General features: G+C 62.9%; 12 protein-coding genes, 2 tRNA genes, 2 rRNA genes and 1 riboswitch (1 of these 17 only partly in view). Of the genes, 9 read left to right on the forward strand and 7 right to left on the reverse strand.

Translation table 11 applies throughout. The features are described 5' to 3' along the window. Positions 1-3: 3 nt before the first annotated feature. Positions 4-657 (forward strand): hypothetical protein, encoded by a 654-nt coding sequence (locus IVB42_RS22415; protein ID WP_245288367.1) that lies wholly within the window; start codon positions 4-6, stop codon positions 655-657. A gap of 114 nt (positions 658-771) precedes the next feature. On the opposite strand, the gene IVB42_RS22420 is transcribed toward IVB42_RS22415, so the two are convergent. The 3 genes from IVB42_RS22420 to IVB42_RS22430 are packed head-to-tail and all read right to left on the reverse strand — an operon-like array spanning position 772 to position 3,685. Further along, positions 772-1,710 (reverse strand): prephenate/arogenate dehydrogenase family protein, encoded by a 939-nt coding sequence (locus IVB42_RS22420; protein ID WP_018453262.1) that lies wholly within the window; start codon positions 1,708-1,710, stop codon positions 772-774. Next, entirely contained in the window at positions 1,707-2,801 is a 1,095-nt protein-coding gene (locus IVB42_RS22425) for a histidinol-phosphate transaminase (protein ID WP_026232497.1), read from the reverse strand. Before IVB42_RS22425 ends, IVB42_RS22420 begins: the two co-directional genes overlap by 4 nt. Before the next feature lie 35 nt (positions 2,802-2,836). Further along, positions 2,837-3,685 carry a chorismate mutase gene (locus IVB42_RS22430; protein ID WP_026232498.1) on the reverse strand — a complete coding sequence of 283 codons (849 nt, stop codon included), beginning with the start codon at positions 3,683-3,685 and terminating at the stop codon, positions 2,837-2,839. A gap of 204 nt (positions 3,686-3,889) precedes the next feature. Then, positions 3,890-3,969: riboswitch (SAM riboswitch) on the forward strand. A 90-nt stretch (positions 3,970-4,059) separates the two neighbouring features. Here IVB42_RS22430 and IVB42_RS22435 point away from each other — a divergent pair. Then, on the forward strand, positions 4,060-5,262 hold the full coding sequence (locus IVB42_RS22435; protein ID WP_018453265.1) for a homoserine O-acetyltransferase: 1,203 nt from the start codon (positions 4,060-4,062) through the stop codon (positions 5,260-5,262). Positions 5,263-5,274: 12 nt separating this feature from the next. After that, a complete protein-coding gene (gene metW, locus IVB42_RS22440; RefSeq protein ID WP_018453266.1) occupies positions 5,275-5,937 on the forward strand; it encodes a methionine biosynthesis protein MetW in 663 nt (220 codons plus the stop codon). A 51-nt stretch (positions 5,938-5,988) separates the two neighbouring features. Here the strand turns inward: metW and IVB42_RS22445 are convergent, their stop codons facing one another. Continuing rightward, complete coding sequence (locus tag IVB42_RS22445) at positions 5,989-6,852, reverse strand: alpha/beta hydrolase (protein ID WP_018453267.1); 864 nt, start codon at positions 6,850-6,852, stop codon at positions 5,989-5,991. A 199-nt stretch (positions 6,853-7,051) separates the two neighbouring features. Here IVB42_RS22445 and IVB42_RS22450 point away from each other — a divergent pair, with 199 nt between their 5' ends. Then, the gene (locus tag IVB42_RS22450) at positions 7,052-7,891 is read left to right on the forward strand and encodes a TIGR02594 family protein (protein WP_018453268.1); all 840 of its coding nucleotides are present in this window, start codon (positions 7,052-7,054) and stop codon (positions 7,889-7,891) included. A 112-nt stretch (positions 7,892-8,003) separates the two neighbouring features. Here the strand turns inward: IVB42_RS22450 and IVB42_RS22455 are convergent, their stop codons facing one another. Beyond that, positions 8,004-8,792 (reverse strand): MOSC domain-containing protein, encoded by a 789-nt coding sequence (locus IVB42_RS22455; protein WP_247471254.1) that lies wholly within the window; start codon positions 8,790-8,792, stop codon positions 8,004-8,006. Between the two features lie 257 nt (positions 8,793-9,049). Between IVB42_RS22455 and clpB the strand changes: the two genes are divergently transcribed. Continuing rightward, positions 9,050-11,689 carry an ATP-dependent chaperone ClpB gene (clpB, locus tag IVB42_RS22460; RefSeq protein WP_018453270.1) on the forward strand — a complete coding sequence of 880 codons (2,640 nt, stop codon included), beginning with the start codon at positions 9,050-9,052 and terminating at the stop codon, positions 11,687-11,689. A gap of 100 nt (positions 11,690-11,789) precedes the next feature. Here the strand turns inward: clpB and IVB42_RS22465 are convergent, their stop codons facing one another. Both IVB42_RS22465 and IVB42_RS22470 read right to left on the reverse strand, forming a co-directional pair. Then, positions 11,790-13,409: an SMP-30/gluconolactonase/LRE family protein gene (locus tag IVB42_RS22465; RefSeq protein WP_085350725.1), complete on the reverse strand. Its 1,620-nt coding sequence runs from the start codon at positions 13,407-13,409 to the stop codon at positions 11,790-11,792. Between the two features lie 158 nt (positions 13,410-13,567). Beyond that, positions 13,568-15,631, reverse strand: a complete 2,064-nt coding sequence (locus IVB42_RS22470; protein WP_018453272.1) for a M23 family metallopeptidase — start codon at positions 15,629-15,631, stop codon at positions 13,568-13,570. A gap of 1,030 nt (positions 15,632-16,661) precedes the next feature. Between IVB42_RS22470 and IVB42_RS22475 the strand changes: the two genes are divergently transcribed. The 4 genes from IVB42_RS22475 to IVB42_RS22490 form a co-directional block, all read left to right on the forward strand. After that, positions 16,662-18,150: ribosomal RNA gene (locus IVB42_RS22475) — 16S ribosomal RNA — on the forward strand. 188 nt (positions 18,151-18,338) lie between these two features. Next, positions 18,339-18,415 (forward strand) — tRNA-Ile (locus tag IVB42_RS22480). A 33-nt stretch (positions 18,416-18,448) separates the two neighbouring features. Then, a tRNA-Ala gene (locus IVB42_RS22485) sits at positions 18,449-18,524 on the forward strand. Positions 18,525-18,929: 405 nt separating this feature from the next. Beyond that, positions 18,930-19,279: ribosomal RNA gene (locus IVB42_RS22490) — 23S ribosomal RNA — on the forward strand; it runs 2,523 nt beyond the window's last position. Together the 16S and 23S rRNA genes with 2 tRNA genes alongside form the textbook arrangement of a ribosomal RNA operon.

Here is a 19,279-nt window from a genome sequence, read left to right on the forward strand (position 1 = left end):
CAGGTGCCCGACGTCACGGTCAAGGCCGCCTGGGACCCAAGGCTCGGGCCCTATAAGTTGCATGTCGAGGGGTGGGCGCTCTACCGCCAGCTGTTCGACCGTTTCAACAACGCCAACCACCCCTACGACACCGGAAGCTTCGGCGGACACATCTTCGTCGAGCTGATTCCGAAAACCCTCGATCTTCAGCTCTATGGCTCGCACGGCGTGCTGGGCCGCTTCACGGCAACACCGTTCGCCGACGCGGCGGTGGCGCAGGACGGCACCCTCCTCCCGCTGACGATCACGGCGGCCGCCGTCGGCCTGATCTGGCACGCGACGCCCAGCCTCGATGTCTACTCCTATGCAGGCCTCGAAAAGGCCAAGGCGAATTTCGCCAATGTTGGAACGGTGCCGTTCGGCTACGGCAATCCGCTCTACAACAACACCGGCTGCTTCACCGAAAACTCGGCGGGCGCGACCTGCAACGGCAACACCAGGGAGGTTCGGCAGATCACGGCCGGGATCTACGACACCATCTACCAAGGCAATTTCGGCACGCTCAAAGCCGGCCTGCAATATTCCTACACGCAACGGTTCGCGTTCGCCGGCGTCGGCGGCGCGCCGAAGACCGACGACAACGTCGTCATGACGCAGATCCGGTACTACCCATTCTAGTCACGGAGCCACGCAGGCTCGTAGCCCGGATGGAGAGAAGCGCGATCCGGGAATCCTGCCTCAAGCGACGGAAGTCCCGGATTACGCCTGCGCTCCATCCGGGCCACTTCGGTGCTACGGCTTGTTGCCGAGCTGCGCATGCGGCCGGCCGAAATCGGGCGCGGCCGAATCCTGGCCGATTTCGACAATGCCGCGGCGGATGGCGCGGGTGCGGGTGAAGTGGTCGAACAGCGCCTCGCCATCGCCGCGGCGGATTGCGCGGGTGAGCTTTGCCAGATCCTCAGTGAAGGTGCCGAGCATCTCCAGCACGGCTTCCTTGTTGGCGAGGAAGACGTCGCGCCACATCGTCGGATCGGAGGCGGCGATGCGCGTGAAGTCGCGAAAGCCGCCGGCGGAGAACTTGATGACCTCTGACTCCGTCACCTGCGCCAGCTCGTCGGCGGTGCCGACGATGGTGTAGGCGATCAGATGCGGCAGATGGCTGGTGATCGCGAGCACGAGATCATGATGATCCGGCGTCATGATCTCGACCTTGGCACCCATCGCCGCCCAGAACGCGCGCAGGCGATCGGTGGCAGCCGCATCAACGCCCTCCGGCGGGGTGAGGATGCACCAGCGGTTGATGAAGAGCTCGGCGAAGCCGGAATCGGGACCCGAATGCTCGGTGCCTGCGACGGGATGCGCCGGCACGAAATGGACGCCTTCCGGCAGGTGCGGCGCCATATCCCTGACGATGGCGCCCTTGACCGAGCCGACGTCGGAGATGATCGCGCCGGGTTTGAGATGCGCGGAGATCTCCTGCGCCACCGGGCCGCAGGCGCCGACGGGAATGCAGAGGATGACGAGATCGGCGTCCTTCACGGCTTCCGCATTGGTCGCGACGACCTGATCGACGATGCCGAGCTCCATCACGCGTGCGCGCGTCTTCTCCGAGCGCGCGGTGGTGACGATCTCGGAAGCCAGACCCTGGAGCTTCGCGGCGCGTGCGATCGAGCCCCCGATCAGGCCGAAGCCGATCAGCGCGACGCGCTGGAAGTGCGGGGTCGCGCTCATCGTCCGGCCATGAAGTCGCGCAGGCCCTCGACGACGAGGCGGTTGGCCTCCTCGGTGCCGATGGTCATGCGCAGCGAATGCGGCAGGCCGTAGTTCTTCAAGCCGCGCAGCACCAGCCCGCGCTTGGTGAGGAAGGCGTCGGCTGCGTCCGAGGTCTTGCCCTCGGTCGGGAAGTGGATCAGCACGAAATTGGCGACGCTCGGCGTCACCTTCAGCCCGAGCTTGCCGATCTCCTCGGCGAGCCAGTTGCGCCAGGTCTCGGTGAAATGCTTCGACATGGCCTGGTGCGCTGTGTCCTCGATCGCGGCAACGGCGGCGTACATGGCCGGCGTCGACACGTTGAAGGGACCCCGGATGCGGTTGACCGCGTCGATGATGTGCTCGGGGCCGAACATCCAGCCGATGCGCAGCGCCGCAAGACCATGGATCTTGGAGAAGGTGTGGGTCACCACCGTGTTTTCGGTGGTCGCGACCAGCTCGATCCCCATCTCGTAATCGTTGCGCGAGACGTAGTCGCAATAGGCTGCGTCCAGCACCAGCAGCACGTGCGAGGGCAGGCCGGCGCGCAGGCGCTTGACCTCGTCGAACGGCACATAGGTGCCGGTCGGATTGTTGGGGTTGGCGAGCCAGACCAGCTTTGTCTTCGGCGTCACCGCCTTGAGGATGGCGTCGACATCGCAGGTGAGGTTCTTCTCGGCCGCGATGACATTCTTCGCGCCGACCGCCATGGTCGCGATCGGATAGACCAGAAAGCCGTGCGTGGTCGAGATCGCCTCGTCACCGTGGCTGAGATAGGTGTGGGCGAGCAGGTTGAGGATCTCGTCCGAGCCGGCGCCGCAGATGACGCGGTTGGGATCGAGCCCGAAGGTGCGCCCGATTGCTTCGCGCAGCACGCGCGAGGTTCCTTCCGGATAGTCTTCCAGATGATCCGCCACCTGCTTGAACGCCTCGATCGCCTTCGGCGAGGGCCCGAACGGCGTCTCGTTGGCCGAGAGCTTGAACACCTTGCGGCCAGGCTCTGCCACCGGGGTCTTGCCGGGCGTGTAGGGCGCAATATCGAGAATGCCGGGATTCGGCACGGGGCGGGACATCTTCAACTCCGGAGTGGGCTTAAGCGGTTCGCGACTTACGATTTCGACCCGGTCGGGGGCACCGTATAGCGCGTTGCGTGGCTGCCGACGAGGGCCGTGGAGCGCACCGAGGCCCCCGCTTCGATCAGGGCAGCCTTGATCTTGTCGATGCTGCTTGTCGCGGTGACCGAGACCAGCAGCGCGGCGCCGTCGAAGGCGGTGTCGGGCACCGCCACGATCTCGGCGAGCGGCGACAGGGCGCGCGCGACCTCCGCATTCCACCCAGAGACGCGTACGCTGAAGGTCTCGACCTCCGTCACCAGCGCGCTGTCGGCGACGCGCGAGACCGCGAACACGGGCAACGCCGCCGGATGGTCGGCGCGCTCGACGAAGGGCAGCCGCGCGATGATCTTTGGCGCGCCAGCTTCTTCCAGCGACAGCCACCACGGCGTGCGGCTCGAGGTCGCCGAGACCAGCGCCAGATCGCCCTTGGACTTCGCGACGGCCTCGACCGCCGCCTGCGCGCTGAAATGCGCGACGTAAGGCACGGTGAAGCCGAAATGGAATCGCGCGGAATCGCGCATGGCCGGCTCGCTCGCCGAGATGTCGGCGTGGACCGAGAACGGGGCCTGGACATAGGTGAAGGTCGCGATGATGACGCGCCAGATGCTCTCGACCGTGTCGAGCGGCAGGATGCCGCGATGACGCTGCACGAGGTCGCGCATCATGGAGGCCTCGCGTGCCGGGCGGAACGCCGAGCCGACCTCCTGGGTCTGCTTCACCTGGATCAGGCGGTCGATGATGTCGCCGCGTTGCATCAGCAGGCGATGCATGCCTTCGTCGATCGCGTCGATCTCCTTACGCAATTCCTGGAGTGATGGTGGCGCGGGCGGACGTTGGGACATGTCTGACAGGTGCTGCTGAGAGGCTTTCCAATGCGGATCAGTCGAGCCGTCACCGCTGTGATGGATATCCTGATTAGGCAGTCGGGGCTGCGAAAGCAAAGAGAAATGCAAAGAGAAATCGGGCCCTTTCCGCCCGTGGCGCGACAGGCGAATTTGGCTGATCCGGGCCGTGACTTGACGAAAACCGTCCAAGACGGTAGTTTTTACCCGTTCCGTGGTCATTTGAGCCGGCCGGCTTGCAGCCACGTTAAAAAACTCGCTAAACAGGCCGGGGACGCTTTCGATCCCGGCCGAACCTATCGTTCAGGCCGGGTTTTTCATGGCCTGATGTCAATGCGGTCACTTCTACGATCGCAAACGAGGTCGATGGTCAGATGGTTGGCGTCCAGTCCATTCCGAGTCCCGCGATCACCGCCGACGAGCGGTCGCACGAGGTGGATCATCCGAGTTCGCACGTCGCGCAGTTCGGCTCGGAGCAGCCGCTGCGGCTCGACTGCGGGGTCGATCTCAGCCCGTTCCAGATCGCCTACCAGACCTACGGCGAGCTGAATGCCGATCGCTCCAACGCGATCCTGATCTGCCATGCGCTGACCGGCGACCAGCACGTCGCCAACGTGCACCCTGTCACCGGCAAGCCCGGCTGGTGGGAGACCTTGGTCGGCCCCGGCCGGCCGCTCGATCCCAACGAATATTTTATCATCTGCTCCAACGTGATCGGCGGCTGCATGGGCTCGACCGGCCCGGCCTCGATCAATCCCGCGACCGGCAAGGTTTGGGGGCTCGATTTCCCCGTCATCACCATCCCCGACATGGTGCGCGCGCAGGCGATGCTGATCGACCGGCTCGGCATCGACACGCTGTTCGCGGTCGTCGGCGGCTCGATGGGCGGCATGCAAGTGCTGCAATGGACTGCGGCGTATCCGAGTCGCGTGTTCTCCGCGCTGGCGATTGCCTGCTCGACACGACACTCGGCGCAGAACATCGCGTTCCACGAGCTTGGCCGTCAGGCGGTGATGGCCGACCCCGACTGGCACCATGGCGGCTATGCCGATCGAGGTATCCATCCGCATCGTGGCCTCGCTGTCGCCCGGATGGCGGCGCACATCACCTATCTCTCCGACGCCGCGCTGCATCGAAAATTCGGGCGGCGCATGCAGGACCGCGAGCTGCCGACTTTCTCTTTCGACGCCGACTTCCAGGTTGAGTCCTATCTGCGCTACCAGGGCTCGTCCTTCGTCGAGCGCTTCGACGCCAACTCCTATCTCTATCTGACCCGCGCGATGGACTATTTCGACATCGCCGCCGACCACGGCGGTGTGCTGGCGAAGGCGTTCGCGGGAATCCAGACCCGCTTCTGCGTGGTCTCCTTCACCAGCGACTGGCTGTTCCCGACCTCGGAATCGCGCGCGCTGGTGCACGCGCTGAATGCGTCGAGCGCGCGGGTGTCGTTCGCCGAAATCGAGACCGATCGCGGTCACGACGCCTTCCTGCTCGACGTGCCCGAATTCCTTGATATCTCCCGCGCCTTCCTGCAATCGGCAGGCAAGGCGCGCGGGCTCACCGCCAATAATGCTTAAGGACGGCTAGTCATGTCTGTACAGGAAGCGTTGCCGCTGGGCGGCCTTGCGACCGGGCAGCCCGGTGATTTTCGCGCGGACCATGTGCTGGTGGCCAACATGGTCAAGCCGGGCTCGAAGGTGCTCGACGTCGGCTGCGGCGAGGGCGACCTGCTCCAACTGCTGGAAACCCGCGGCGTCGACGGCCGCGGCATCGAGCTGTCGCGCGAGGGCGTCAACCGCTGCGTCGCCAAGGGTCTTGCGGTGGTGCAGGGCGATGCCGACACCGACCTCGTGAATTATCCGGATGACGCCTTCGACTACGTGATCCTGTCGCAGACGTTGCAGGCGACGCGGCAGCCGAAAGTGGTGCTGGAGAATTTGCTGCGCATCGGCCGCCGCGCCATCGTGTCGTTCCCGAATTTCGGCTTCTGGAAGATGCGGCTCCAGCTCCTGATCGGCGGCCACATGCCGCGCACGGAGAACCTGCCGGCAAGCTGGTATGACACCGCCAACATCCATTTCTGCACCATCAAGGATTTCGTCGAGCTCTGCGACGCGATCGACGTCAAGATGGAACGTGCCGAGGCGCTCGACCTCTACGGCCGTCCGCTGCGGCTGCGGATGCCTTGGTGGGTGTGGAATCTGTTCGGCGAGCAGGGCGTGTTTCTGCTGACGCGGGGCGGCAGGAAGTAGGCCGGCCCGTTACCCCATCTACGCGACCCAGTACCTGGTGACGCCTTCGCGCTAATGCGCCGCCAGTGACCTCGGGTCGCGCACCGGCCATCTTCCCGCTTCCACCAGCGTGACGAACCGTTCCACCGTTTCGTTGAACAGCGCTGGCTCTTCGAGATTGAGGACGTGGCCGGACTTTGGAAACATGGCGAGCCCTGCCGCCGGCAGATGCTTCTTCAGAAACAGGCTTGCGCCCACGCACGGATCGTCCTCGTCGCCGCAGATGATGAGTGCCGGCGTCGTGGCCGCTCTGATCGCGTCCGTCATCGTAAAGATCGAGGGACGGCCGGCCTGGAAGCCGCGCATCGTCCGCGCTGATCCCTTGGCGTCGTGCCGCGCCAGGGCGGCATAGAAATCGGCGTGACCGCGCGGGTCCTTCACCAGGAAGGGAATCCGGCTCGGCGCCTCGCGCGTGACTTTTGCGACTTCGGCTGAGCCGAGCATCTCGAATTGCTCCGCGTTGGCGCGGCACTGCTGGCGCCAAGCGTCGAGGTTCTCGATCTCCGAGCCCGAGCCGACGCCGGCGAGCGTCATCGACAGCGCACGTTGGGGCGCGTTGAGCCCGATCTGGAGCGACGAATAGGCGCCCATCGAGAGGCCGACGAAGTGCGCGCGATCGATCTTCAGATGATCGAGCACCGCGAGCGCATCGGTGTAGAAATGCGTGTAGCGGTAGACCTCGCCATCAGGCACGTCCGATGGCGTGTAGCCGCGTGCGGAATAGGTGATGCAGCGATGGCCGCGCGAGAAGTAGCGCATCTGCGGCTCCCAATTGGTGTAGTCGGCCGCGAATTCGTGCAGAAAAATAATCGGCGTGCCCGTGCCCGCTTCTTCGAAATAGAGTCGACAATTGTCCTTCGTGAGGGCGTGAGGCATCCGGTTTTCTCCCTGAGGTGGCTGCGGCTTTGGAATGCCGTCCTGCGGTCAGCGCATACGATGGTAGCACTTATTAATCATCGTCCAAATTCTTAGGGGCCGCGTCTTGTTCTCGCCACATCAGGATACTGATACAGCCCGCGGATGTCGGCCACCGCACGGGCCGACGGGGAAGTGGGGTGTCAACGAAGGATGAAGAATGTTCGAGTTGTTTGCGTCTCGCCTGTCGCGCTGTGTCGTTGCGCTGGCTGTTTTCTTCGCGGCGTTCGCCGCCTTCACTTCTCCGGCGTCAGCACGACCTCATCGTCATAGCGCAGAGCGGCACGCTTACGCGCATCACGCCAGCAGACATCATCATTACCGGCATGCACGCGGCTCGCGCTTCGAGCGCGGCGCGGCGCAATTGCAGGCGAACGGCTTCGGCAACACCTTCGCCAGCTATGATCCGAACGCCAATAGCGGCGGCATCGCCATAAGCGGCAGCGCTGGAACGGCTATGAGCGGCAGTGGTGGAATGGCCATGAGCGGCAGCCGTGGAATGGCCATGAGCGGCAACGCTGGAATGGTTACCAGCGGTGAGATGACCACGCGCGCCAGCCGTCGAATTATGAGGCGTGGAGGTGGGATAGCCACTAACGCGAATGACGGCGGCATGGCCAATAGCGCGACGAGCGGCGGCGGCTTCGGCGGTGGGTCGGGCCTCGTGTCCGAGGCACGCCGCTATGTCGGCGGCAATCCGACCGGTCGCGGTAGCCTGTGGTGCGCGCGCTTCATGAACATGGTGCTCGAAAAGACCGGTCATCGTGGCACCGGCTCCGACATGGCGAATTCGTTCGCGCATTACGGCACGCGCGTGTCCGGTCCGCAGGTCGGCGCCATCGCAGTGATGTCGCGTGGTGGCCGGGGCGGTCATGTCGGCATCATCACCGGTGTCGACGCGCAGGGCAATCCGATCATGATCTCCGGCAACAACGGCAACCGCGTTCGCGAAGCACCGGTCTCGCGCGGCCGGATCTATGCGTATGTGATGCCGAACTGACGGCCGTCATTGCGAGGAGCGAAGCGACGAAGCAATCCAGACTGTCTCCGCGGGCGCATTCCTGGATTGCTTCGCTTCGCTCGCAATGGCGGAGCGGGGCCAGCGCGCAGCGTCACACCAGCTTCGGCTGTTCCAATGCAACCGCGTCGCCCACGCCGATGTCGCCTTCAGCGATCACCTCGGCATAGATGCCGCAGTCCATGTGGCCGAGATTGCTCGAGAGCGTGGCGGGGATTTCGAGATCGCGCTTGGCGGTATCAGGGTCGACATTGGTGGCCGGGCAGCGCTTGATGCGCTTGACCACTTGCAGCCGGGCCTGTCCGATCGCGAGCGTCTGGCCGACGAGGTCGAGCTCGGACCAGGCCGGCCAGCCCTTCACGTAGAGATTGGCGCGGAAGCGTAGCGGGTGGACGGCGGCGCCGCCGAGCATGGTCTCGAGCGCGCGGACGCTGTCGAGATTGATGATGGACACGACCTTGCGGGCGACGTCTGAAAAGCTGTGGTCGCGGCCGGACAGGATCTTGGGCGGGCCCTTCAGCTCCGGCTGAAAAGTTTCCCTGAAATAGTCCTCGATGGCGGCGCGCCCGGCGGCGGTCTCGAGATCGCCGCTGGCGACGATCTGGCCGTCCTTGCGGATGGTCAGGCAATTGGTCGCGTCCTCGAACCGGCTGTCGAGCGAAGCTAGCCGCTCATTCCGCGCCAGCATCAGGAACTGGATCTTCGGCTTCCACTGCGGTGCTTCCGGATCGAAGCCGCTCGGGCCGTTCTCGATGGCGTAGCGGCGGTCGGCGGGCAGGGTCTGGCCGGCTCGCAGGGAGACGCGGGGCAGGGCCTCCGGCGTCAGGCCCTTGATCGGGTAGCGGTAGAGCCCGGTGATCTCGGCGGTCTGGCTGATTGTCATTGCGCTGGGTGTCATGCCGCTACTTAGGGGATTCGGCCCACCGGCGCCAAGCGGGCGGATCCGCGCACGAAATTGTGAACTCGCCTCTTCCGGTCCGAGGCCTCGCTTCCCACATCTGGGTCAGGCCGGCGCCAGCGCCGGCTGATAACGACCGTTGCCGGTTGAGAAACGTCAATGCGGTAATCGGAAACCCAATGAAGATGCCGTTTGGAGTGCCTTTGAGGGCTCCAGGGGCAGGCCGAGGGAAAGACCACGAAATGAACATCGAAAAATATACCGAACGCTCCAGAGGCTTCGTCCAGTCCGCGCAGTCGCTTGCGGTGCGCGAAGGGCACCAGCAGTTTTCGACCCTGCACGTCCTGAAGGTGCTGCTGGACGACAATGAAGGCCTCGCTGCCGGCCTGATCGACCGCGCCGGCGGCAATTCCCGCGCAATCCTGAAGGCGACCGAGGACGCCCTGAACAAGGTGCCGAAGGTCTCTGGCGGCGGAGCCGGCCAGATCTATCTGGCGCCCGAACTCGCGCGCACCTTCGACGCCGCCGAAAAGGCTGGCGAGAAGGCCGGCGACAGCTTTGTCACCGTCGAGCGGCTGCTGCTCGGCCTGGCGCTGGAGAAGACCAGCGAGGCGGGCGCGATCCTGGCCAAGGGCGGCGTCACCCCGCAAAACCTCAACGCGGCGATCGAAGCGCTGCGCAAGGGCCGAACGGCGGACTCCGCCACGGCCGAGAACGCGTATGACGCGCTGAAGAAATATGCCCGCGACCTCACTCAGGCGGCGCGCGACGGCAAGCTCGACCCGGTCATCGGCCGCGACGAGGAGATCCGCCGCACGATCCAGGTGCTGTCGCGCCGGACCAAGAACAATCCCGTCCTGATCGGCGAACCCGGCGTCGGCAAGACCGCCATCGCCGAGGGCTTGGCGCTGCGCATCGTCAACGGTGACGTGCCGGAGAGCCTGAAGGACAAGAAGCTGCTGTCGCTCGACCTCGGCTCGCTGATTGCAGGTGCAAAATATCGCGGCGAGTTCGAGGAGCGGCTGAAGGCCGTGCTGCAGGAGGTGACCGGGAGCGATGGTAATTTCGTCCTGTTCATCGACGAGATGCACACGCTGATCGGCGCTGGTAAGGGCGATGGCGCGATGGACGCGTCCAATTTGCTCAAGCCTGCGCTCGCCCGCGGCGAGCTGCACTGCATCGGCGCCACCACGCTCGACGAGTACCAGAAGCACGTCGAAAAGGACGCGGCGCTGGCGCGGCGATTCCAGCCGATCTTCGTCAGCGAGCCCTCGGTCGAGGATACGATCTCCATTCTGCGCGGGCTGAAGGACAAATACGAGCAGCACCACGGCGTGCGGATCACCGATTCCGCGCTGGTCGCCGCCACGACCCTGTCCAACCGCTACATCACCGACCGCTTCCTGCCGGACAAGGCCATCGACCTCATGGATGAGGCGGCCGCGCGGCTCAAGATGCAGGTCGATTCCAAGCCGGAAGAGCTGGATTCGATGGATCGGGAAATCATCCGGCTGAAGATCGAACAGGAAGCGTTGAAGAAAGAAAGCGATGCCGGGTCGAAGAGCCGCCTGCAGACGCTGGAGAAGGAGCTGGCCGATCTCGAGGAGAAGTCCGCGGCGCTCACCGCACGCTGGAGCGCGGAGAAGAACAAGCTCTCCGACGCTCAGAAACTGAAGGCCGAGCTCGACGGCTTGCGGGTTGAACTTGCCAACGCACAACGGCGCGGTGAATTCCAGAAGGCCGGCGAGCTGGCCTATGGCCGGATCCCCGAATTGGAAAAGCAGCTTGCGGAGATCGAGGCCAAGGAGAACTCCGGCGAGATGATGGAGGAGGCGGTCACCGCCAACCACATCGCGCAGGTGGTCTCGCGCTGGACCGGCGTGCCCGTCGACAAGATGCTCGAAGGCGAGAAAGACAAGCTCCTGCGGATGGAGGACTCGCTCGGCAAGCGCGTCGTCGGCCAGGCCGAGGCCGTGCGTGCGGTCGCGACCGCCGTTCGCCGTTCGCGCGCGGGGCTGCAGGACCCGAACCGGCCGACCGGCTCGTTCATGTTCCTCGGGCCCACCGGCGTCGGCAAGACCGAGCTGACGAAAGCGCTCGCCGAGTATCTGTTCAACGACGAGACCGCGATGGTCCGCCTCGACATGTCCGAGTACATGGAGAAGCACTCGGTCTCGCGGCTGATCGGCGCGCCTCCGGGCTATGTCGGTTATGACGAGGGCGGTGCGCTCACCGAAGCGGTGCGGCGCCGGCCCTACCAGGTCGTGCTGTTCGACGAGATCGAGAAGGCGCATCCCGACGTGTTCAACGTGCTGTTGCAGGTGCTCGACGACGGCCGCCTCACCGACGGCCAGGGCCGCACCGTCGACTTCCGCAACACGCTGATCATCATGACCTCGAACCTCGGTTCGGAGTTTCTGGTGAACCAGCCGGAGGGCGAGGATACCTCGGCCGTGCGCGAGCAGGTGATGGGCATGGTGCGGGCGCACTTCAGGCCAGAGTTCTTGAACCGCGTCGATGAGATCATCCTGTTCCATCGCTTGCAGAGGAGCGAGATGGGCCGGATCGTCGAGATCCAGTTCGCACGGCTGCAAAAGCTTTTGATCGATCGCAAGATCGTGCTGACGCTCGACGCTGCGGGCCGCGACTGGCTCGCCGCCAAGGGCTGGGATCCCGCCTACGGCGCACGGCCGCTGAAGCGCGTGATCCAGCGTCACGTCCAGGATCCGCTCGCCGAGATGATCCTGGCCGGCGACGTCAAGGACGGCGACAACGTTGCGATCTCCTCCGAAGGCAACGTGCTGACCTTCAACGGCAAGGCGCCGCAGACCGCGGAGATCGCCCAGTTCGAGGCGCCGGTGTCGAAGCGGAAGCTGAACTGATCGTCGGCATTCGAAGCCTGAAGCAACAAGCCGCCCCGGAGATGTCAACCTCTCCGGGGCGGTTTGTTTTGCGGGTTGTTGGCGAACTTACTGCGGCGACCTATTTCTTCGTGAGCTTGTAGATCGCGTTCTCGATGTCAGAAGAGAAATAGATCGTGCCGGATTCCCCGATGCCGACGCCTGTCGGAATGTGCGTCGGCAGTCCTCCGGGTGCACCCACGAGGCCGATTGGAAGATTGGCCGCGATCTCGGTAACCGTGCCGGTCTCCGGCACGATTTCGATCAACCGTTTGGCGCCGACCTCCGCTACGATCAGCTTGCCGTCTCTGGCGCGGGCGATGCCTTCGGGCATTTTCAGGTCCTTGGCGACGACTGTCTTTTCGCCGTTGCTCTCGATCATCGAGATCACGCCGGAAAAGGCTTCGGTGAGATAGACCTCGCCACGCGATCCAGCGACGAGCCCGACCGGGCCCTCGAGGCCGCCGATCAGTGTGGTGCGATCCTTGCCGTGCTCGCCGCTGACGCGGACCAGCGATTTGGTGCCGAACTCGGCCACCAGGATGCTGCCGTCCGCGAGCACGAGCGCGTCGTGCGGCGCCTTGAAGCCGTGCAGCATGTCGCGGGTGGCCCCGGTCTTGCCGTCGATCACCTGCACCGTGCCGGTGAACCAGCTCGATAGGACCACATCGTTGCCCTTCGCCGTTGCGCTCATCGGATATTCGAGCGTGACGCCGGCGGCGTGCATGCGCGCCTTCTCGGTGACCTCGCCGGTCGCGCCGTCCACCGTGCGATAGGCGAACACGTCGGCGACGTGGATCGTATCCTTGCCGTTCTCTGACGTGACGCCGATGCCGCCGGGCAAGGCGAGCTTGCCGATGATCACCTGCCGCGCCTGGCCGGTCGCCGGATCGACCTCCTGGATGCCGTTATCGGCCATGTTGGAGACGTAGATTCGGTCCTTGTCGTCGATCGCGAGATTGTCCAGCGACGGCTTCAATTGTGCGACCATGGTCTTGGCGCCCGACTTGGGATCGACCCGAACGAGCTGGCCGAGCGCGGTGTCGACTACCCAGAGATCGCCCTTGGAATCGAAGTTCACCGCGGCCGGGACCTTGAAGCCGTCCGCGACGACGGTCAGCTCGGCCTTGTCGACGTCGACCTTTGCGACCTGTCCCTTGAACCAGAGCGGACCGTAGAGCTTGTCGTCGGGACCGAACTCGAAGCCGTTGAGGCCGCCCATCTTCTCCATGATCTGGCGCGGCGGTTTGACGCCCTCGACGTCGATCTCATAGAGCGTGTCGCCGAGGAAGACGGTGGTGGCGTACAGCCTGCCGTCCTTGCGGAAGGCGAGCGAGTTGATGCCGGGAAGGCCTGAAGCGAGTTTCTTGATCGGGCCGTCGCCCTTGCGCGAATAAAGATCGCCGGCCAGGAATCCGGTCCAGGCCATGGTGCCGTCGGGGGCGAATGCGATGTCGTCGGCCATTCCGATCGGGGCGGGGATTGCAACCTTCGCGCTACCGCCGGGGATGTCGACCTCGTAGAGCGCCGCGCCCGCGACGCTGCCGGCAAACAGATGGCCGGCCTTGTCGATCGCAAGCCCGTGCACGCCGTGGAACGCCGAGCCCGGAACGAGCTTGGTGACCTCCCAGTTTTCGGCCGAAACACTGGTAGCGGAGACGACCGCAGCGACGAAGGCTGCGCAGGCGAGCCTGTTCTTCATGGCGAGACCTCCCGTTTTTTGGAAAGTATTCGCTCCTCATGCCGCTTTGGCAAACGAAACTTGACGTTGTGATGCGGCCAAGCCGGGCCCCGCGCGACGTCGTCAAATCCGGCTCGTGCTTGAATATGTCCGGCCGATCTCGGCCCGGTTCGCCGGCTTTACCTGTTGGTGACCTGCAACGGACCGCCGGTGGCGTCCGACATCCGGGCGATGGCACCGGCGCGGCCGCTCATCATGCCGTCGAGCCGGTCGCGCTCCTTCTCGAAGCCGGCCAGCATCGGGCCTTCCAACGAGCGGCCGCGCGGCAGTTTCACACGCAGCGGATCGACGAAGCGGCCGTTGACCAGGATTTCGTAGTGGACGTGCGGGCCGGTCGACGCGCCGGTCGAACCGACGAAGCCGATCACCTGGCCCTGCCGCACCTTCTTGCCGGGCTCCATGCCCTTGGCGAAGGCCGACATATGGCCATAAGCGGTCTCGTAGCCGTTGTTGTGCTTGATGCGGATGTATTTGCCGTAGCCGCCCTCGGGGCCGGCCTTCTCGATCACGCCATTGCCGGAGGCGAAGATCGGCGTGCCGTAGGAGGTGGCCCAGTCGACGCCGGTATGCATCTTCACATAGCCGAGGATGGGGTGACGGCGGCCGCCGAAGCCGGAGCGCATGATGGCGTTGTTGACGGGCTTGCGCACCAGGAACTTCTTCGCGCTCTTGCCGGTCTCGTCATAGTAATCGACGACGCCGTCATCGGGGCTCTGGTAGCGGTAGTATTTCTTGGTCTCGCCGCCGAGCGTCAGCGAAGCGAACAGCACGTCGTTCTTTTCGCTCGCGGTCACGCCTTCGTCTTCGCCGGCGTAGAACACGTCGAATGAATCGCCCGGCGCCACCTTGCGCTGGAAATCGACGTCGTAGGAATAGATCTTGATCATGTCGTCGATGACGGGCATCGGCACTTTGTTGCGCATCGCGGTCTCGTAGATGCTCTGGTAGAGCCGCACGCCCGTGCCGTCATCCTCGTCATCGTCGTCGCTGTTGGCGTTCGCCGCCGCGTCGGCGACGGTGTTCATGCTGGAGACGTCGACCGCGACGTATTTGCCGAGATCGGACAGCGCCGCGATCGCCTCGACCATGGTCTCGTTGGCGATGACGACGCGGTAGGGCTGCAGGCGGGCGCCGGGGCTTGCGGGCGCCATCAGGATCCGCAGCTTCTCGCCTTCCTTCAGGCCGCCGTCGCGGCCGCGCGGCCCAAGCGTCGCGGTGATCGCCTTGATCTCCTCGGCCGTGGCGCCGAGATCGCGCAGCACGCCGGCGACGCTGTCGCCCTTCTTGACCACGTGGACGCGTTCGCCGTTGGGATTGCCGCCGGTGATCTGCTCTTTGGTCTTCGGCAGCAGCGTGACGTTTTCCGGCACCACGCGCGTCTCGAAGCCGGCATAGGGATCGGACGGCGACACTTCGGTGGCGTAGGCGCTTCTGATATCGGACGGGCCGGTCGCGCCGGAGACGTCGGCCGCAGCATTGGAGAGCGCGGCGTAGCGCACCCCGCCATTGCCGCGCCAGTTGGCGGCATCGCGGACCCGCATCAGGATGTCGTCGAGCGCCACCACTGCGGAAATCTTGGCTTTCGGCAGCACCTGGGAGAGGTCCTTGGTGACGAACGAGACCTCGGCGTCGGGTTCGACGGCTTCCGGATTGTTGGGATCCTCGGATGCCGCCTTCGGATCGGATCCGACATCGGTGAGAAGGCGCTGGGCGTTGAATGGCGGGATCTTCGCCGACAGATCGCTCGTCGTCATCGACAGATTGCCGGCAATCCGGATGAAGGGACGCACCCGCATCACGTCGCGGTTGCCGACGCGGGCGACGGTCGAGACGCGCACGATGTTGCGCGAGGCCGTGGATTCGCTCGGCGGCGGCAGGCGGTCGCTCTTGTGCAGCGTGGCGGTGCGGTCGGCTGCGCCGAATGCGCCGCGCAGCGCGCCTTCGACGCGCTCCGGCACCTTGGCGAAGGTCATCTCGCCGTCGAGCGAAGCGAAAACGGCGCCGCCGATCAGGGCTGCGCCGCAAAGTCCGGTTAGAATCGTCCCGCTGAACCATTGCACCGAGACGCGGCGGCGATCGATGACGGCGGCTTCCGAACCATCGACGGACAGCGGCGGCTCGTGGCCGAGATCGATGATCCCGGTCTCACGCCCGTAAGCGCCGCGTGACGTCCTATGGTTCAACCCAAGTCCCCCAATCAACGATCCGAGAGCCCGATTTCGAGCAGCCCCGTTTCGAGCAACCCTGTTTCGAGCCCCTCCTTGAGCCGCCCTCTTCGGGGCGTCTCTGGAAAAGGCAAGCCGCATAGGCGTCCGCGGTCAGAAGGCCCAGATGTCGGACCGGCCGAATTTACGAACAGCTAAGCGGAAAAAGATCTCTCGATGTGTCTCGAATGTCTGAAGAAGGCCGCTTCATCGTATGATCGCCTTCCTCTGACCCCACACAAACCGCCGGCAGCCCCCACTGGCATCCCTGCGATTCAAGCTTTGTCTGTACCAGAACGCCGGGGGATTGTGGCTCAAGTACGGCGCCTAATATGGAAAAGTTTCCCGAACGGCCGGGCGTCAGGGGCCTTCCAGGGACGAGCGATCCAAGTCGCGTCCAAGTCGCCTCATGCCGCCTCCGGAGCCCTCTCGAGCCCAAACTTTTTTTGAGTTTTTTCTCCGCGCCGGCGCGATCCAGCCGCTCACCGACTTTCTAACCTGCTGTAATCGCGTGGATTTTTCGAACAATCCACCGTGCGACGATTTTCTGACAATGGTCGTTGACAACCCCGATGGGCGGGGCCTATAACCCGACCACTGAGCGCGGCGCCGCCGGGTCACTGACCAAGGCGAGCGAACGCGCCACTGATGCTCCTCACCTTGTTGAGTGACACAACAGTCGACGTAAGTCGATTGGAGTTCATCCATCGTCGGTAAGGGTGTCGGAACCCTTCCTCTCTGGAAGGTTGGGACCTCCTGGTCCCGGGCTGTTTGACAAGTGAAGATGAAGAAAGAGAAACGTGGACGGCGGAGTCCTTGCGCCTCTCGGATACTGAAGAGCTTCGGCTTTTGAGTTCTGAGAGGGGACGAAAGACTTCGGCGGTACACGTTTTAAGGTTACACCATCGTTGCCAGCGATGTGAATCGCGGGCAGCTCATCGACTTCGGTCGATGAAAAATGGTGGGACCTCGTCAAAACGTTGTGATCAGCCGGTTCAAAGTTCAAGTCCAACTTGAGAGTTTGATCCTGGCTCAGAGCGAACGCTGGCGGCAGGCTTAACACATGCAAGTCGAGCGGGCGTAGCAATACGTCAGCGGCAGACGGGTGAGTAACGCGTGGGAACATACCTTTTGGTTCGGAACAACACAGGGAAACTTGTGCTAATACCGGATAAGCCCTTACGGGGAAAGATTTATCGCCGAAAGATTGGCCCGCGTCTGATTAGCTAGTTGGTGAGGTAATGGCTCACCAAGGCGACGATCAGTAGCTGGTCTGAGAGGATGATCAGCCACATTGGGACTGAGACACGGCCCAAACTCCTACGGGAGGCAGCAGTGGGGAATATTGGACAATGGGCGCAAGCCTGATCCAGCCATGCCGCGTGAGTGATGAAGGCCCTAGGGTTGTAAAGCTCTTTTGTGCGGGAAGATAATGACGGTACCGCAAGAATAAGCCCCGGCTAACTTCGTGCCAGCAGCCGCGGTAATACGAAGGGGGCTAGCGTTGCTCGGAATCACTGGGCGTAAAGGGTGCGTAGGCGGGTCTTTAAGTCAGGGGTGAAATCCTGGAGCTCAACTCCAGAACTGCCTTTGATACTGAGGATCTTGAGTTCGGGAGAGGTGAGTGGAACTGCGAGTGTAGAGGTGAAATTCGTAGATATTCGCAAGAACACCAGTGGCGAAGGCGGCTCACTGGCCCGATACTGACGCTGAGGCACGAAAGCGTGGGGAGCAAACAGGATTAGATACCCTGGTAGTCCACGCCGTAAACGATGAATGCCAGCCGTTAGTGGGTTTACTCACTAGTGGCGCAGCTAACGCTTTAAGCATTCCGCCTGGGGAGTACGGTCGCAAGATTAAAACTCAAAGGAATTGACGGGGGCCCGCACAAGCGGTGGAGCATGTGGTTTAATTCGACGCAACGCGCAGAACCTTACCAGCCCTTGACATGTCCAGGACCGGTCGCAGAGATGTGACCTTCTCTTCGGAGCCTGGAACACAGGTGCTGCATGGCTGTCGTCAGCTCGTGTCGTGAGATGTTGGGTTAAGTCCCGCAACGAGCGCAACCCCCGTCCTTAGTTGCTACCATTTAGTTGAGCACTCTAAGGAGACTGCCGGTGATAAGCCGCGAGGAAGGTGGGGATGACGTCAAGTCCTCATGGCCCTTACGGGCTGGGCTACACACGTGCTACAATGGCGGTGACAATGGGACGCTAAGGGGCAACCCTTCGCAAATCTCAAAAAGCCGTCTCAGTTCGGATTGGGCTCTGCAACTCGAGCCCATGAAGTTGGAATCGCTAGTAATCGTGGATCAGCACGCCACGGTGAATACGTTCCCGGGCCTTGTACACACCGCCCGTCACACCATGGGAGTTGGTTTTACCTGAAGACGGTGCGCTAACCCGCAAGGGAGGCAGCCGGCCACGGTAGGGTCAGCGACTGGGGTGAAGTCGTAACAAGGTAGCCGTAGGGGAACCTGCGGCTGGATCACCTCCTTTCTAAGGATGGTTCTTCAGAAGCTTGCTTCTATCGAACCGTTTTAGAAACATCAGTGGCCAACGGTCGTCAGGATCGTTGAGCTGCATTGGCGGGATTTCGCCGTCTTCGTTTCTCTTTCTTCGCGGACGAACACGCGCTGGGGCTGCAACCTTGCAGAATCCCTGGTCCTTGACTGGATATGCGTTAGGGGCTTGTAGCTCAGTTGGTTAGAGCGCGCGCTTGATAAGCGTGAGGTCGGAAGTTCAAGTCTTCCCAGGCCCACCACACTCATCGAGTGAGCATTCGTCTTCTGGTTACGGGGCCATAGCTCAGCTGGGAGAGCGCGTGCTTTGCAAGCATGAGGTCGTCGGTTCGATCCCGTCTGGCTCCACCAGATGGTTTGATCACCGGCTGCTCATACCGTCGTCCGCGAAACATCACTTCGCACTTACTAGTCCGGATGGACAGTAAGCTGCGTGATTTCTGACATCGTAAAGAGGAGATCGATCCGAGTTGGATCGGGCAACAAGTAATTGTTGCGCGATACTTCATTATCTCCGGATCATTTCGGCGCTCGTGCGTCTTCCATTGTAGCTCACAAGGCTGCTTTGAAAGACAAGCGAGTTGTAAATGATCCTTTTAGCGAAGCTTGACCGCCTCGCTATCGGAACGATCTTACGAAGCAAGCTGGTCTTTCTAATCATTGTCCGGCTGCAGATAGCGTTCATCGAGGGCGCGTGCCGCAAGGTAGTTCTGCAGACAACATTCTGCCGAGTGTGTGGACATTGATAATGAGAGCAATCAAGTGCCTTAAGGGTGTTCGGTGGATGCCTTGGCGCTGAGAGGCGATGAAGGACGTGCTACGCTGCGATAAGCCGTGGGGAGCTGCGAAGAAGCTTTGATCCATGGATTTCCGAATGGGGAAACCCACCTTCGATAGCCGGAACTCCAAGACCTCAGTCGAAAGACTGTGGTGTGGGGTTCGAACAGAAATGTGAGATGCCTAGGCCTTTAGATTTCGATCGAAGAGGTTTTGGATTTCCGGTTATCAAAAGAAGGTATGAGACTTCTGAATACATAGGAGGTTTCAAGCAAACCCAGGGAACTGAAACATCTAAGTACCTGGAGGAAAGGACATCAACAGAGACT

Source organism: Bradyrhizobium sp. 45 (assembly GCF_023073155.1).
Classification (GTDB): domain Bacteria; phylum Pseudomonadota; class Alphaproteobacteria; order Rhizobiales; family Xanthobacteraceae; genus Bradyrhizobium; species Bradyrhizobium canariense_D.

Excerpts from the sequence above, each read along its gene's own strand:
- IVB42_RS22420 (WP_018453262.1), bottom strand. The coding sequence starts at position 1,710 with ATGAGCGCGACCCCGCACTTCCAGCGCGTCGCGCTGATCGGCTTCGGC.
- IVB42_RS22425 (WP_026232497.1), bottom strand. The coding sequence starts at position 2,801 with ATGTCCCGCCCCGTGCCGAATCCCGGCATTCTCGATATTGCGCCCTAC.
- IVB42_RS22430 (WP_026232498.1), bottom strand. The coding sequence starts at position 3,685 with ATGTCCCAACGTCCGCCCGCGCCACCATCACTCCAGGAATTGCGTAAG.
- IVB42_RS22435 (WP_018453265.1), top strand. The coding sequence starts at position 4,060 with ATGGTTGGCGTCCAGTCCATTCCGAGTCCCGCGATCACCGCCGACGAG.
- metW (WP_018453266.1), top strand. The coding sequence starts at position 5,275 with ATGTCTGTACAGGAAGCGTTGCCGCTGGGCGGCCTTGCGACCGGGCAG.
- IVB42_RS22445 (WP_018453267.1), bottom strand. The coding sequence starts at position 6,852 with ATGCCTCACGCCCTCACGAAGGACAATTGTCGACTCTATTTCGAAGAA.
- IVB42_RS22450 (WP_018453268.1), top strand. The coding sequence starts at position 7,052 with ATGTTCGAGTTGTTTGCGTCTCGCCTGTCGCGCTGTGTCGTTGCGCTG.
- IVB42_RS22455 (WP_247471254.1), bottom strand. The coding sequence starts at position 8,792 with ATGACAATCAGCCAGACCGCCGAGATCACCGGGCTCTACCGCTACCCG.
- clpB (WP_018453270.1), top strand. The coding sequence starts at position 9,050 with ATGAACATCGAAAAATATACCGAACGCTCCAGAGGCTTCGTCCAGTCC.
- IVB42_RS22465 (WP_085350725.1), bottom strand. The coding sequence starts at position 13,409 with ATGAAGAACAGGCTCGCCTGCGCAGCCTTCGTCGCTGCGGTCGTCTCC.